The organism is Stutzerimonas stutzeri, assembly GCF_000935215.1.
Classification (GTDB): domain Bacteria; phylum Pseudomonadota; class Gammaproteobacteria; order Pseudomonadales; family Pseudomonadaceae; genus Stutzerimonas.
Genome location: NZ_JXXD01000024.1, coordinates 1 through 13392, shown reverse-complemented (window position 1 = coordinate 13392; position 13392 = coordinate 1). Strand labels below are relative to the sequence as shown.

Genomic DNA, 13392 nt, shown 5'->3' with positions numbered 1-13392 from the left:
ACAACCGGACATAAGCAAGCGGCTCAATCCTGGCTGAGCGCGCCGATCCGGTGGATGGAAAGATCCGCGCCGTTGAACTCTTCCTCCTGGCTCAGGCGAATACCTGTAGTCAGCTTGAGCAGGCCGTAGACGCCGAAGCCGCCGAGCAGCGCCACCAGCATGCCCATGCCGCTGCCGATCACCTGACTGATCAGGCTCACGCCGCCCAGACCGCCCAGCGCGGACTGGCCGAAGATGCCGCAGGCCACCCCGCCCCAGATCCCGCACAGGCCGTGCAGTGGCCAGACACCCAGCACATCATCGATCTTCCAGCGATTCTGCGTAGCGGTGAACGTCCAGACGAACAGTGCTCCGGCGATCGCACCAGTAGCCAGTGCGCCGACCGGATGCATCAGATCGGAGCCGGCACAGACCGCCACCAGGCCAGCCAGCGGGCCGTTGTGCAGGAAGCCCGGGTCGTTGCGCCCGGCGAGCCATGCCGCTGCAGTGCCCCCAACCATCGCCATCAACGAATTCACCGCAACCAGCCCGCTGATACCCTCGATGGTCTGCGCGCTCATGACGTTGAAGCCGAACCAGCCGACGATGAGAATCCACGATCCCAAAGCGAGGAAAGGAATGTTCGATGGCGCGAATGCCACCAGCCTGCCGTCCCGGTAGCGACCGTTGCGTCGCCCCAGCAAAACCACCGCGCCAAATGCCAGCCAGCCGCCCATGGCGTGCACCACCACGGAGCCGGCGAAGTCATGGAAGGACGCACCGAACTGGCGCTCAAGCCAGCCCTGGAAACCGAAATTGCCGTTCCAGATAAGGCCCTCGAAGAACGGATAGACGAACGCGACGATCAGCAGCGTGGCGCACAGCTGCGGGCCGAACCGCGCGCGCTCGGCGATACCGCCGGAGATGATCGCCGGAATGGCCGCGGCGAAGGTCAGCAGGAAGAAGAACTTCACCAGCGCGTAGCCGTGGTCCACCACCAGCTGATCGGCCGGCTGCATGAAGGTCACGCCATAGGCGACCCAGTAGCCGATGAAGAAATACGCCAGGGTCGACACTGCGAAGTCGGTGATGATCTTCGATAACGCGTTGACCTGATTCTTCAGACGTACCGTACCGACTTCGAGAAAGGCGAAGCCGGCGTGCATGGCCAGCACCATCACCGCGCCCATCAGGATGAACAGGGTATTCGAACCGTGGACCAGGGTTTCCACGGCGCTGTTGAGGTTTTCCATGGGTTACTACAGCCTCAGCGGATAAATCGCACCAAAACGGTTACCTCCGCCAGACGCATGCACCGAGATGCATCACCGCGCCATGTCGGGCCACCGCCACCTGCAGCCGGAGCTTGCTTGCAGCGAAACGCTGAAGCGCCATGAAACCTTTGATATCAACAGGTTAAGGAAACTACCGGAAATCCGTCGTGCGCCATTGCGGGGCTCGCACGACGACTGCTGCACCAAGCAAAAGCAAGGCGCGTACCAAGCGCAGCGGCAGCTCTGGTGCAGCGCACCCTCAGAGGGCGGAAAGGGCCCGATACTCGTCCTGAGCCAGTTGGTCGGTCATGCCGCTGATGTAGTCCTGCAGTATCCGGTTGCGGTAGTAGAACTCCCACAGAGGCCAATCCGCCGATTGCTCAGCGTGCTCCTTGAGCGCTTCGTGGTAGGCCTTGACCAGCTGGTTGGGCAGGCGTCGCGCCAGCATCTGCAGGTGAGGTTCGCTGCGGCAGGTGCCGAGGCTGAGTGCATCGAACACGGTGGCCGGCACGCGCAGCAGCGGCGCATAGAAGTCGAGCAGGCCCTGGAGAATGCGATAGCCCTGCAGTTGCAACGTTTCCACCTCGCGGTGGCAGAACACGTGCTCCATCGCGACATCCTTGAAGGTCTGCACGATGGCGTTGGGCAGGCTGTCGTCCTCCAGCAACGCGCGATCCAGGGTGCCGTGATAAACCGCGTCGATGTTGTCGATGAACTGCCGCGCAGCGTGCTGCACCAGCGGGTGGATCATGTTCACCCGCAGCCAGATGAAGAACTCGCCGGCTTTGTTGATCGGCTCCTTCTGTGCGCGCTCCAGCGCGTAGTTGACCATGCCCCGGAAACTGCGCTCCGGGCCCGGCACCGGGGCATCGACCGAACCATGCAGCGCGAACTTGGCGAGCAGCAGCTGCGCCAGCTGTTCGATGCTGAAGATGCCCTTCTCCACCGAATCCTCGATGTCGGCAAGGCAATAGGCGATGTCGTCGGCGGCCTCCATCACGTAAGCCAGCGGGTGACGCGTGCACGGCTGCAGATCGAGCGCCGCCTGCAGCGCACGCACGAAGGGTTCCTCGGACAGATAGAAGCCGGGCTTCTTCAGCAGGTAGGCGCCTGGCGTGCCTTTCGCGGGCTTGGCCTGATAGGCCGGACGGACGTACTTGAGCAGTCCGGCGGTCTGCGTATAGGTCAGGTTGAGGCGTTGCAGCGAGACCACCAGGCGAACCGCCTGGGCATTGCCTTCGAAGTGCTTGAGATCGACCAGCATCCGTTTGCGCAGCTCGGCATCGCCCTGCCCCGGCGTCACGGCGGCCGTGAACAGCGCGTCGAGATTGCGCTCGAACCACTCGCCGATGGCGTACTCGCCGAAATGGCCGAACGGCGGATTGCCGATATCGTGCATCAGGCAGGTCATCTCGACCAGGCTCTGCAACGCCGGCTCGAGTCCGTCCAGGCCGAACTCCGCGGCGCGGTGGCCGAGCTGCTTGTACAGGGTGCGAACGATGAAGCGGCCGGTCTGCTGCACTTCCAGCGAATGGGTGAGACGGCTGCGCACCGCGGCATTGCGCTCCAGCGGAAACACCTGCGTCTTCTGCTGCAGGCGGCGCACCGCGGCCGAGTTGATGATGCGCCCGCGATCGCTCTCCAGCTGGTCCAGCACGGCGTCGAGGCTGCCATCGCTGGCCCGCAGGTCCGCTTCGGCCTTGCCATAGGGGCGCTGGCGGGAGATTTTGTGCTTGAAGTTCATGGACACCGACATGCATCGTTCTCGCGGCGCAAAAAGAATAGCCATCGAGCCTAACGCGAGCGTTCCGGGTTTACCATCGCTGCCCCTTTCATCGCCGAGTACGGCGACGGAGACGATTCGTGAGTCGAGCAGATTTTCATCAGAACAATGCCGAGCGCGCCCGCGCCGAAGCCCAACGCCTGCTGGACCGGCAAGCGGCCCTGGGCTCGCGCTGGCTGGCCTGGGTTGCTACCGAGCTGTATCAGCTCAGCCCACCGGAATACACCGCCATGGTCCGCCGCGAACTGGAGCAGCTCAACCGAGCACAGCAGCCGTGACCCAGCAGGCGCCACGCATCTCGCTCGGAGCCTGGACCGTCGACGGCCCATTGCTGTGCCGTCAGTTTTCGCCGCTGCCGGATAGTCGCAGAGCCACCGCCATGGACAAGCAAGCCAGCGACGGCCCGTTGTGGCTGGGCCTGGATGGCCTGCAGGGTGATCGGATCGCCGATCGGCGTTTTCATGGCGGGCCGGATCGCAGCCTCTGCCACTACCCGACCCAGCATTATCAGTATTGGTCGCAGCGCTTCCCGCCGCTGCGCGCGCGGCTTGGCCTCGGCGCCTTCGGTGAGAACCTAGGTAGCCAGGCGCTGGACGAAGAGCAGGTATGCATCGGCGATCTTCTTCGCTGGGGCACCGCGCTGATCGAGATCAGCCAGCCGCGCTCGCCCTGCATCAGGCTGGACAACCGTCACGGTGTGCGTGGCCTGGCACGGGAGCTGTCGGCGAGCGGCCGCACCGGCTGGCTCTACCGGACCATCGAGCCAGGCACCGTGCGTCCTGGCGACACGTTGCAGTTGCTCGAGCGCCCGCACCCACAGATCAGCGTCGCGCACCTGTGGCGCTGCTTTCTCGATCAGAACCTGACTGAAGACAGCCTGCAGCAACTGGCGAAGCTGCCGCGTCTGGCCATGCATTATCGGGCGATCTTCCGCCAGCGTTACGACGCCCTTCGCGCCCAGCGCGACCAGCACAGCCTGTTCGACTGATACCTAGGGGCTGTTCCCGTTTCGTGCGCGGCAAATGGCGCCATCCGGCGTTGCGGGACTTGGCAAGGGAGCCACCATTACCTGCGTCCCGCGCCTGCGGAACGCCGCCCGGCCATGGCGCCATTTAGCGCAGCAACGCGGCTTGCGACGAAACGGGGACAGACCCTAAGCAAAGCAGTGCGTGCAATGCAGCCCAGCAGTGCCATACTGCAGCGGTCATGGAAGACACAGGCCGGAAACAGGCTTCGCTCCAGCAGCGACAGTCAGGCCTTCGCACATCAGGACATGTCCAGCCAGCAATCAGAGGTGAACACCATGAGCAAGGGAATGGACGCAAAGAAGAACGGCAAGAAAAAGCCGATGAAAACGGCGCAAGAAAAACGGATGGCCAAGCGCGACAAGAAGAGTGGCTCGGGCACTACGCTGCTCGGCGCCCACGCCGCCACCCATTGAGCCTTATCGCTGCGACGCCCGGTCTGATGCCGGGCGTTTCAGACCCTGGCCAGACGCAACCGACCGAACAACCAGCTACCGCAAACATTCACCCCCAGGCCGAGCATCACCAGCAACGCCCCACCCAATTGCAGCGTCCCCAGCCGCTCGCCCAGCAACACGCTGGCTGACGTCAGCCCGACCACCGGCACCAGCAGCGAGAACGGGGCCACCTGGCTCGCCGGGTAACGCGACAGCAAGCGACTCCACAGGCCATAGCCGAGAATCGTCGCGCCGAATGCCAGATAGGCCAGCACCAGAATCGTCTGCCAACCAATGCCGCGCAGCGCCGCCTCGATCACCGCCGGCCCCTCGAGCCATAGCGACAGCGCCAGGAATGGCAGCGGCGGCACCAGACTGCCCCATACCACCAGCCCGACCAGGTTCACCTTGCCGACCTTGCGCGTGACGATGTTGCCCAGCGCCCACATCGACGCCGCGCAGATGGTCAGCACGAAACCGCTCAGGGTCATGCCCAGGCCGGTCTGCGCGCCGATCATCGCCAGACCGCAGGCCGCGATGACCAGTCCCAGCAAGTTGGCTGCGCGCAATCGCTCGCCGAGAAACAGCGCCGCGAAGAACAGCGTGAAGAACGCCTGCGACTGCAGCACCAGCGAGGCCAGTCCGGCCGGCATGCCATGTTTCATCGCCGTGAACAGAAAGGCGAACTGCCCGAGCGAGATGGTCAGCCCATAGGCCAGCATCCAGCGCAACGGCACCTGCGGACGCTTGATGAAGAACACCGCCGGCACGGCCGCCAGCATGAAACGCAACGCACCCAGCAGCATCGGCGGCACGTCGTGCAGGCCGACCATGATCACCACGAAGTTCATGCCCCAGACGACGATGACGACCAGCGCGAGCAGCAGATCCCGAGGCGACATGGCAACGCACCCTGTTGCGTAAAAGGTGCATTAAAGACGCCGCTTCGGGTGAGCGCTCCATACAGTGATCGCCAAAATGAGCGGCACAGTGCGGAGCAACCGCCCATCGCCCTGACACGGGCAGCACAGGTCAGGCTCGACCGCCACCGGCGACGCAAGGCCGGAATACGCTATAGAATCCGCGCCTGACTTCATCACTTCAGACGGGGACGAGCATGGGCGCACAGTGGAAAGCGAAGCATAAGGAAGCGGCGGCGAACGCCAAGGGCAGGATCTTCGGCAAGCTGTCGAAGGAAATCATGATCGCAGCCCGCAGCGGTGCCGACCCCGACATGAATCCGCGCCTGCGCCTGGTCGTCGAACAGGCGAAGAAGGCCTCGATGCCCAAGGACACCTTGGAGCGCGCCATCAAGAAAGGCGCAGGCCTCAGCGGTGAGGTGGTCCACTACGAACGCACACTCTACGAAGGCTTCGCGCCGCATCAGGTGCCACTGATCGTCGAGTGCCTGACCGACAACGTCAACCGCACCGTTGCCGAAATCCGCGTACTGTTCCGCAAAGGCCAGTTGGGCTCCTCCGGCTCGGTGAGCTGGGACTTCGACCACGTCGGCATGATCGAAGCCGCGCCTGAAGGCGACGCCGATGCGGAAATGGCCGCGATCGAGGCCGGTGCGCAGGATTTCGAAGCAGCCGACGAAGGCAGCACGCTGTTCATCACCGAACCCACCGATCTCGACGCCGTGTGCAAGGCGCTGCCGGAATTCGGCTTTACCGTGCAGTCCGCGCAACTGGGCTATCGTCCGAAGAATCCGGTCAGCCTGTCCGGTGCCGAATTGGAAGAAGTCGAAGCCTTCCTCGAGGCCATCGACGCCCACGATGACGTGCAGAACGTCTACGTCGGCTTGGCGGGCTGACAGCCATCGACTTTACTTGGGGCTGTTCCCGCGCGTGGCGATGCCGACGCGGGGGTGGGCCCTGACGAACAACGAACCCGGCGAGCATTCACCATGAGCAGCAGCAAACCGACCACGCCCTACAGTCAGCGCGAACAAGGCTATCGGGAAAAAGCACTGAAGATGTATCCCTGGGTCTGCGGTCGTTGCGCGCGGGAATTTTCCGGCAAGCGCCTGAGCGAGTTGACGGTCCACCACAAGGACCACAACCACGACAACAACCCCGAGGATGGCTCGAACTGGGAGCTGCTCTGCCTGTACTGCCACGACAACGAGCATTCCCGCTACACCGACAACCAGTACCAGGCCGAAGCCAGGCCGGGCAGCGACCTGGGCCCGAAGGAAACCTTCAAGGCCTTCGCCAACCTGGCCGATCTGCTCAAGGGTAAGCAGGACTGATCGGCCAGACCGGCATTCAGCTCACTTGACCAAGAGCACCGGGACCGATACCTCATGGATCACCCGGTTCGCCACCGAGCCCATTAGCATCCCGGTGAAGCTGCCCAGACCGCGAGTGCCCATTACCACCGTGTCGCAGCCCAGCCGCTTGACCGCGTCGTTGACCTGCTCGGCAACATTGCCCAGCAGCGCATGGGTTTCGCAGCTCAGGCCGCCGGCCTGCAACACGGCTGCCGCTTCGTCGAGCACGGAGCGCGCCTTGGCCATCAGGCCGTTGTTGAGTTCATCGATCATCGCCGACGTCACGTATTCGCCGTAGATGATCGGTTCGTGCTGAACGTTGACCACATGCACCTGTAGCGCGATCCCGGTATCCCGCGCCAGATCGACGACATACTGCAGGGCGCGCTTGGCGTTGTCCGAACCATCGTATGCAACCAGAAGCCTGCGCATTTCCTGTCTCCGCTGTTGTGTGGACCTTCAGCTTAGACCAGCTGCCTGCGCGTTGCGGGCCCTGCTCGCACTTGTTTTGATCTGGCACAAGCGCGCATCATCTCGCGCCCTTTCAACGAGACAGAGACGAGTCTGATGAACCCCGATCAAGGTCCCGCATTCGGCGTCGGCGACGCCTCGTTCCAGGCAGCCGGCGGCGAACCGGGCCTGCAACGGCTGGTCGCGGACTTCTACCAGGTGATGGACCTGGCGCCAGAGGCCGCGGGCGTTCGTGCAATGTATCCGGCGGACGTGAGCGACGCCCGGGACCGGCTGGCGAGCTTTCTGAGCGGCTGGCTGGGCGGCCCGAAGCGATACGCAGAGAAGTATGGCGGCATCAGCATTCCGCAGTTCCATACCCGCTGGCAGGTCGGCGAAGCCGAACGCGATGCCTGGCTGTTCTGCATGGAACAGGCCATCGCCCGTCAGCCATTCACGCCGGAATTCGCCGACTACCTGCTACGGCAGCTGCGCGTCCCCGCCGAGCGCATCCGCCAGGTGCAGGCAGCCTGCCCGATGCGTCCGGGCCGGAGCTGAAGCGCCCTCCCCGCCAGAGGCTGCAATGTCATTCGTCTAAGACGTGGCGCTGCAACGTCCATAGGCGCGCCTGATCGATTAATCCGCTGGGCAGGAGAACCGAGCCACTCACCTTGCGTCATACAGACAAGGGCGGCCGTCGTGGCGGCAGCATTCATCCGTCGAAACCGGAGCTGGCTCGTTCCATGAAAATCCGCTTCGCGTCCATCAACCCGCAGAAGATCCTCGAGGTTTGCGAGATTCTCCAGCCCAGCGGAATCGAGGTGAAGCCCTTTCCCATCCGTATCGAGGAGCTGCGTACCGAGGACCTGCACCAGCTGGTCAGCGACAAGCTGCTGGTCGCCTTCAAAATGATCGGTAAACCGGTCTTCGTCGAACACACCGGGCTTTTCATCAACAGCCTCAACGGCTTTCCCGGCGGGCTGACGCAGATCTTCTGGGACCGACTGCAGGCCGAGCGATTCTCAGAGCTGATCGGGCGGCTGGACGATCCGGCCGCCGAGGCGCGGACCCTGATCGGCTATTGCGACGGTCGCAAACGGCATTTCTTCGAAGGCGTGGTCGCCGGGCGCATCGCACCGTCGCCAGCCGGGCATGGCGGCTTCGAATGGGACGACGTGTTCATTCCCGAAGGCCAGACCCAGACGTTCGCGCAGCTGGGCACGCAAAAGAACGGCCTTTCCATGCGCCGACGCGCACTCGACGCCTTCGTCGCCTATCTGCGGGAGTCCTGAGCAACCATGGACCAGCTCCGCGAAGCGTACCGGAACAATCGCCTGATCCTTTTTGTCGGTTCCGGCGTATCCGCCAACATTGGCTTGCCGCCGTGGAAGGAGCTGATCGACGAGATCGCCGTGCAGCTCGACTACGACCCGGAGGTGTTCAACACCTACGGCAATTTCCTCGCCCTGGCCGAGTACTACCGGATCAAGAAAGGCAGCATCGGCCCGCTGCGCAGCTGGATGGACCGCGAGTGGCATCGCAACATCGAAATACGTGACTCGGAAATTCATCGGCTGATCGTGCGTGGCCGTTTTCCGGCGATCTATACCACCAACTATGACCGTTGGCTGGAGTACGCCCATGACGCCCATGCGGTGGACTACATCAAGATCGCCAACGCCAGTGACCTGACCAAGGCCCGTGATGACGTCAGGCAGATCGTCAAGTTCCACGGTGACTTCGATGATGACGCCTCGATCGTGCTTGACGAGACCAGCTACTACCAGCGCCTGCAGTTCGAAACGCCGCTGGATATCAAGTTACGCGCCGACACATTGAGCAAGGCCGTTCTGTTTATCGGATACAGTCTTTCCGATACCAATATACGTCTGCTATTTCACAAGCTGTCGAAGATATGGAACGAACACGAGACGCTCGGTGTCCGGCCCATTTCATATGTGTTCTCACACAAGCCGAACCCGGTTCAGGAAGAAGTGTTGAGGCAATGGGGAATTCGCATGATTGCATCGGAAGACGATGAACCCGGCGTTGCGCTGAAGAACTTCCTGCAGCAACTGGTTGAAACCTGAGAGCCTTTTTCCAAAAACAAGCGAAGCGGCATTAAACAAGCGAAACGGCACTTTGACGAAGACACAGGCAATTTAGCATGCGCGATGTCGGGTGACATTGCGCATGTCCTGATCAGTAGTTGAAGCCAACACCGATGCTGTAGAGGAACACTCCGTCATCATATCGATCCTGTGCATCGCTGCCGCTCTTGAACAGGAACTGATATTCCGCCATCGCGGTAATGAACGTCTTGTCCTGAACCCAGTACTTGAAGCCGACTTCCGGCCCCGCCATGAACGTCTCGTCTACCCGGTCACCGTAGACACCACCAATGCTCGCACCTATGAAAGGCCGTGCCTTGCCGGTGCCGAAGTGATAGTCATAGAAGACGCGAGTCGAGCCATCGAACTTGACACTTTCTCCCTCGGTATCACGCGCATTGACAGTCTGCCGGACACCCCCAGAGAGAAGATTCGCTTAAATACTGACCCCAACTTCCCTGTACGGAAAAAACAGTATCGTCAAAGTCCTTGTCGCTGCTTCCTGCACCACCCAATGTGATTTCCTTGTCACCCGTCATGGGAGCCGCACCGGCAACAGCCGGAAGCATAGCGGCAACCATTAAGGAAGTTTTGAAAAGTCGATTCATGACGGCACCTCTGCTTTTGTGCTTGTTATGAAATACGCAATAGCAATGCGTATTCCTGAGACAAGCATGTAAACCCTGAGACTGCTCAAAGGAATCGACGAATGACCGGCTTTTCATGCAAAACAATAGAAAAAAAAGCGTCAATTCGATGATTTTTATAAAATTAGCCTAGAACGCGATACTGTAATGCCAGCACGACAGCCTTCAAATAGATATTAGAAAGGCAATTATAGAATCGTTGCGTGATATACATATAAACCTGTCCATTAAATCAGCCAGCCACATCCGCACTCTTCTCGTGAAGTTCAAGCGCATCATCTTCCCGTTCATCATCGAAATAACGGCTGAACGCGAGATACATCCACACGGGTGTCAAGGCCAACCCAACGGCGATACATATCCACGCCAGCACAGCACTTCCTTCCGGTTGTGGAAACAGCAACCGCCCCACGCCGATCAATAACGTGTAGACCGATAGCGCCGTAACGCCTACCGCAAACAGGCGTACACCGAGGGCCTTGAGCGACTCCCGGCGCGAGACGCCACAACGCACGGCGGTCTGTCCCCAGAAGCCGAACGGCCGCACCCTGCGATAGAAGCGATCCAGCGTCTCCTGGTCCGTGGGCGGGGTGATGTAGCTGACCAGAATCGCGGCGCTGCAGGTAACCAGGGACATGATGCCCAGACGTATCCACTCACGCTCCGGATCGGTGCCCAGGTAGTAGAGCAGCAAGGGGGCGGTGATCAGCGATGCGATCATTGCCGTCAGCTCGGAGTACAGATTGATCCTCTCCCAGAGCCAGCGCAGTACCAGCACCGAACCCATTCCGGCACCGAACAGCAAGGAGATGAACCAGGCCGTCTGGATCGAACCGAGGTTGGCCATGATGACCATCGCGATCAGCAGGATCAGCACGTTGGAAAGACGCGCAACCAGAACCAGCTCTTTGTCCTTGGGCTTGCGCTTGAGCAGCTTCGGCGCGACGACCCCACCATAGACATCATTGCTCCAGTACGAAGCGCCCCAATTGAGGTGCGTATCCACGGTCGACGCCAGGGCCGCCAGTAGGCCCACCAGCATCAACCCGCGGAAACCCGGCGGTAGCAATTCTTCGATACCGGTGACGAACAGCGCCTCGCGCGCAGCGGTGAAGCCTTCACCACTCATCTCTTCTGGACTGAACGGATACAGCACCAGCAGACCGATCGCGATCGCCAACCAGAACAGGCTGCGCAGGAATATCTGCAGCCAGGTGAATACCAAACCGGCAATACGCGCCTCACGATCTGTCGGGCAAGCCATGCTGCGCTGCGCCAGGTATCCGGTACCGTCGGAATTCATCTGGAACAGCCACTGCAAACCGACGATCACCAGGAATGGCGTCAGCGCCTCGCCGGCATTGCTCGGCGGCGAGAACGAAAGCATCTTGGCCGCCTGCTCGCTGCCATACAGCTCGACGATCCGATCGGTCAGGCCGCCCAGTCCACCGGCTGCGTCCACCACGAACCAGGCGTATACCAACGTACCCAGCATCGCCACGCTGAACTGCATGACATCGGTCTGCACCACCGCACGCAGGCCTCCGGTGATCGAGTACATCGCCGTGAAGGTCAGGATCAACAGGATCGAAATGAGATTGTTGGTGCTGGTCGTCAGCTGATCGAGCCCACTGATGCTCTCACCAAGCCGTATGCCGCTGGCTTCCACTGCGCCCATGATCACCGCGTAGACGCCGCCCGGCAGCCACTCGTGCCATGGCAGAAACACCTCGGCAATGCGAATGGCCGCGACCAGTACCATTGCCAGCACCACACAGTTGATAACGGTGCCGTAATAAATCGCCTTGAACAGCCGCAACGGCACCACTGCGGGACCGCTGTAGCGCACACGAGTGAGTTCGGCGTCGGTGAGCACCCCGGCACGGCGCCAGCCGGAGGCGAATACCCATGCCAGCAGCAGGAATGCCAACCCATATATCCACAGCCGCCACAACGCAAAAACCCCGGCAGTCGCGACCAGACCGCTGACCAGCAACGGCGTATCGGCCGCGAACTGCGTGGCGGACATCGACACACCTGCACGCCAGCCCTTGATGGTTCGTCCGGCAAGAAAGTATTCGTGAAGGCTCTGCGAGGCTTTGGAGCGGGCGCGCATCCCTGCCGAAAGGCCGTAGAAAACGAATGCGAGCACAATCAGTAGATCCAACATGTTGTTATTCCTGTCGTTGGAAACGCTAAGGGTGAGAGCGCCAAGACGACGGAAAAGATGCAGCGAACGGATGAACGGCAGCGGTCGGATACAGGGCGTATGGTGATCGCCGCTCAGGCGCTAGACTAGTGCCCTCGAAGAATCCACGGTCGGTCATGCCCACTCTCGACTATTCGCCGCTCCCCAAGGCTCTGCAGCCGCTGCTGGTCAGGTTCTATCGAGCCCACAACAGCCGTAACCGCATACGTCCCGAGGCCACATGCTGGGTGGCCCGGCGCGGCGCTATCCTGGGTGGGCTCTGCCTGACGCCAGTAGCGGATGGGCATTTTCTGACCGGCTTGTTGGTGACCCCTTCGCAGCGAAGCCGCGGCATCGGCGCGCAGCTTGTACGCGAAGCGCTGATGTCGAACAGCGGACCGGTCTGGCTGTTCTGTAAACCGGAACTTCTGGATTTCTATACGCGACTTGGCTTCGTCATGACGGACCTGCTGCCTGACACCCTGGCCGACCGACTGGCCCGCTACCGACGGACCAAGGCACTGATTGCCCTGCTTAATGACCGAAGGATGATGCCAATGCCAGCTGCAACCCTGAACATCGCCATCGCCTGTCTGATCGACGAACGCGGACGCCTCCTGGTCGTGCGCAAACGCAGCACCCGCTTCTTCATGCTCCCTGGGGGCAAGGCAGAACCGGGCGAAACACCTCTGCAAACCGTCAAGCGGGAGCTTCATGAAGAACTCGACCTGAGGCTCGAGGATGATGATCTCGAGTCGTTCGGGCATTTCCGCGCACCGGCTGCCAACGAGCCGGACCATCAGGTGGAGGCGGATGTGTTCATCGGACGCCTGCCCCACGCAGTGAAGGTGCAGGCCGAACTGGAAGAACTGGGTTGGCTGGAGATCGCGCCCTGCGCGAGGGAGGATGTGGCGCCGCTGTTGCGCAGGCATATCATGCCCGCGCTATTGATGCGTACGGAGGGGAAGGAACAAGCCGTCTGAGCGTGCGCCTCCGGTTGATCAAGGCGAGATCGGATCGCTGGCTGGAAAGGTTTCTTCGATAGCCTCATCGAGCTGATCTTCGTCAGCCTCATCCGGCCGACGGGTCACGTCATCCTGCTCTTTGGTGGGCTGGTCGTTGTGCTGGTCGCCGTTCATGTGGTTCTCCGCTGATGGACTGTTCCCATTAGGCCGTGCCCCGGCCACTCGGTTCAGCGGGAGTTTCTTGCAGGCAAAAAAAAA

15 protein-coding genes and 1 pseudogene are annotated in these 13392 nt (G+C 61.4%); 9 read left to right on the top strand and 7 right to left on the bottom strand.

From position 1 onward, the window contains the following. Positions 1-23 precede the first annotated feature (23 nt). Both LO50_RS03645 and dgt read right to left on the bottom strand, forming a co-directional pair. A complete protein-coding gene (locus LO50_RS03645) occupies positions 24-1232 on the bottom strand; it encodes an ammonium transporter (protein WP_014819942.1) in 1209 nt (402 codons plus the stop codon). A gap of 280 nt (positions 1233-1512) precedes the next feature. Further along, positions 1513-3009: a dGTPase gene (gene dgt / locus LO50_RS03640; RefSeq protein WP_044314133.1), complete on the bottom strand. Its 1497-nt coding sequence runs from the start codon at positions 3007-3009 to the stop codon at positions 1513-1515. Positions 3010-3116: 107 nt separating this feature from the next. On the opposite strand from dgt, the gene LO50_RS03635 reads away from it, so the two are divergent. The 3 genes from LO50_RS03635 to LO50_RS25015 all read left to right on the top strand — a co-directional run bounded on the left by LO50_RS03635 (position 3117) and on the right by LO50_RS25015 (position 4477). Continuing rightward, positions 3117-3314, top strand: a complete 198-nt coding sequence (locus LO50_RS03635) for a hypothetical protein (protein WP_014819940.1) — start codon at positions 3117-3119, stop codon at positions 3312-3314. Further along, positions 3311-4024, top strand: coding sequence for an MOSC domain-containing protein (locus tag LO50_RS03630; RefSeq protein ID WP_044314132.1), 714 nt, complete (start codon positions 3311-3313; stop codon positions 4022-4024). Before LO50_RS03635 ends, LO50_RS03630 begins: the two co-directional genes overlap by 4 nt. Before the next feature lie 186 nt (positions 4025-4210). After that, the gene (locus tag LO50_RS25015; RefSeq protein ID WP_041013570.1) at positions 4211-4477 is read left to right on the top strand and encodes a hypothetical protein; all 267 of its coding nucleotides are present in this window, start codon (positions 4211-4213) and stop codon (positions 4475-4477) included. A gap of 38 nt (positions 4478-4515) precedes the next feature. On the opposite strand, the gene LO50_RS03620 is transcribed toward LO50_RS25015, so the two are convergent. Continuing rightward, the gene (locus LO50_RS03620; RefSeq protein WP_014819937.1) at positions 4516-5400 is read right to left on the bottom strand and encodes an O-acetylserine/cysteine exporter; all 885 of its coding nucleotides are present in this window, start codon (positions 5398-5400) and stop codon (positions 4516-4518) included. Positions 5401-5615: 215 nt separating this feature from the next. Between LO50_RS03620 and LO50_RS03615 the strand changes: the two genes are divergently transcribed. Beyond that, the gene (locus LO50_RS03615) at positions 5616-6314 is read left to right on the top strand and encodes a YebC/PmpR family DNA-binding transcriptional regulator (protein ID WP_014819936.1); all 699 of its coding nucleotides are present in this window, start codon (positions 5616-5618) and stop codon (positions 6312-6314) included. Between the two features lie 93 nt (positions 6315-6407). Continuing rightward, a complete protein-coding gene (locus tag LO50_RS03610) occupies positions 6408-6752 on the top strand; it encodes a YajD family HNH nuclease (RefSeq protein WP_003299313.1) in 345 nt (114 codons plus the stop codon). 21 nt (positions 6753-6773) lie between these two features. Here the strand turns inward: LO50_RS03610 and LO50_RS03605 are convergent, their stop codons facing one another. After that, positions 6774-7205 (bottom strand): universal stress protein, encoded by a 432-nt coding sequence (locus tag LO50_RS03605; protein ID WP_003299314.1) that lies wholly within the window; start codon positions 7203-7205, stop codon positions 6774-6776. Positions 7206-7340: 135 nt separating this feature from the next. Between LO50_RS03605 and LO50_RS03600 the strand changes: the two genes are divergently transcribed. The 3 genes from LO50_RS03600 to LO50_RS03590 all read left to right on the top strand — a co-directional run bounded on the left by LO50_RS03600 (position 7341) and on the right by LO50_RS03590 (position 9313). Next, positions 7341-7781 carry a group II truncated hemoglobin gene (locus tag LO50_RS03600; RefSeq protein ID WP_044314131.1) on the top strand — a complete coding sequence of 147 codons (441 nt, stop codon included), beginning with the start codon at positions 7341-7343 and terminating at the stop codon, positions 7779-7781. Positions 7782-7966: 185 nt separating this feature from the next. Continuing rightward, complete coding sequence (locus tag LO50_RS03595) at positions 7967-8515, top strand: non-canonical purine NTP pyrophosphatase (RefSeq protein WP_042925699.1); 549 nt, start codon at positions 7967-7969, stop codon at positions 8513-8515. Between the two features lie 6 nt (positions 8516-8521). Then, positions 8522-9313, top strand: a complete 792-nt coding sequence (locus LO50_RS03590; RefSeq protein WP_044314130.1) for an SIR2 family protein — start codon at positions 8522-8524, stop codon at positions 9311-9313. A gap of 112 nt (positions 9314-9425) precedes the next feature. On the opposite strand, the pseudogene LO50_RS25630 reads toward LO50_RS03590, so the two are convergent. Together LO50_RS25630 and LO50_RS03580 are read right to left on the bottom strand one after the other, a co-directional pair. Next, positions 9426-9942 (bottom strand): annotated as a pseudogene (locus tag LO50_RS25630) (hypothetical protein). Positions 9943-10213: 271 nt separating this feature from the next. Beyond that, entirely contained in the window at positions 10214-12151 is a 1938-nt protein-coding gene (locus LO50_RS03580) for a sodium:solute symporter family protein (RefSeq protein ID WP_044314129.1), read from the bottom strand. 155 nt (positions 12152-12306) lie between these two features. Here LO50_RS03580 and LO50_RS03575 point away from each other — a divergent pair, with 155 nt between their 5' ends. Continuing rightward, positions 12307-13152, top strand: a complete 846-nt coding sequence (locus LO50_RS03575) for a GNAT family N-acetyltransferase (protein WP_044314128.1) — start codon at positions 12307-12309, stop codon at positions 13150-13152. Between the two features lie 18 nt (positions 13153-13170). Here the strand turns inward: LO50_RS03575 and LO50_RS25055 are convergent. Continuing rightward, positions 13171-13392, bottom strand: a 222-nt coding sequence (locus tag LO50_RS25055) for a hypothetical protein (RefSeq protein WP_336434160.1), incomplete at its 5' end; no start/stop codon positions are given.

Excerpts from the sequence above, each read along its gene's own strand:
- LO50_RS03645 (WP_014819942.1), bottom strand. The coding sequence starts at position 1,232 with ATGGAAAACCTCAACAGCGCCGTGGAAACCCTGGTCCACGGTTCGAAT.
- dgt (WP_044314133.1), bottom strand. The coding sequence starts at position 3,009 with ATGTCGGTGTCCATGAACTTCAAGCACAAAATCTCCCGCCAGCGCCCC.
- LO50_RS25015 (WP_041013570.1), top strand. The coding sequence starts at position 4,211 with ATGCAGCCCAGCAGTGCCATACTGCAGCGGTCATGGAAGACACAGGCC.
- LO50_RS03620 (WP_014819937.1), bottom strand. The coding sequence starts at position 5,400 with ATGTCGCCTCGGGATCTGCTGCTCGCGCTGGTCGTCATCGTCGTCTGG.
- LO50_RS03615 (WP_014819936.1), top strand. The coding sequence starts at position 5,616 with ATGGGCGCACAGTGGAAAGCGAAGCATAAGGAAGCGGCGGCGAACGCC.
- LO50_RS03610 (WP_003299313.1), top strand. The coding sequence starts at position 6,408 with ATGAGCAGCAGCAAACCGACCACGCCCTACAGTCAGCGCGAACAAGGC.
- LO50_RS03605 (WP_003299314.1), bottom strand. The coding sequence starts at position 7,205 with ATGCGCAGGCTTCTGGTTGCATACGATGGTTCGGACAACGCCAAGCGC.
- LO50_RS03600 (WP_044314131.1), top strand. The coding sequence starts at position 7,341 with ATGAACCCCGATCAAGGTCCCGCATTCGGCGTCGGCGACGCCTCGTTC.
- LO50_RS03595 (WP_042925699.1), top strand. The coding sequence starts at position 7,967 with ATGAAAATCCGCTTCGCGTCCATCAACCCGCAGAAGATCCTCGAGGTT.
- LO50_RS03590 (WP_044314130.1), top strand. The coding sequence starts at position 8,522 with ATGGACCAGCTCCGCGAAGCGTACCGGAACAATCGCCTGATCCTTTTT.
- LO50_RS03580 (WP_044314129.1), bottom strand. The coding sequence starts at position 12,151 with ATGTTGGATCTACTGATTGTGCTCGCATTCGTTTTCTACGGCCTTTCG.
- LO50_RS03575 (WP_044314128.1), top strand. The coding sequence starts at position 12,307 with ATGCCCACTCTCGACTATTCGCCGCTCCCCAAGGCTCTGCAGCCGCTG.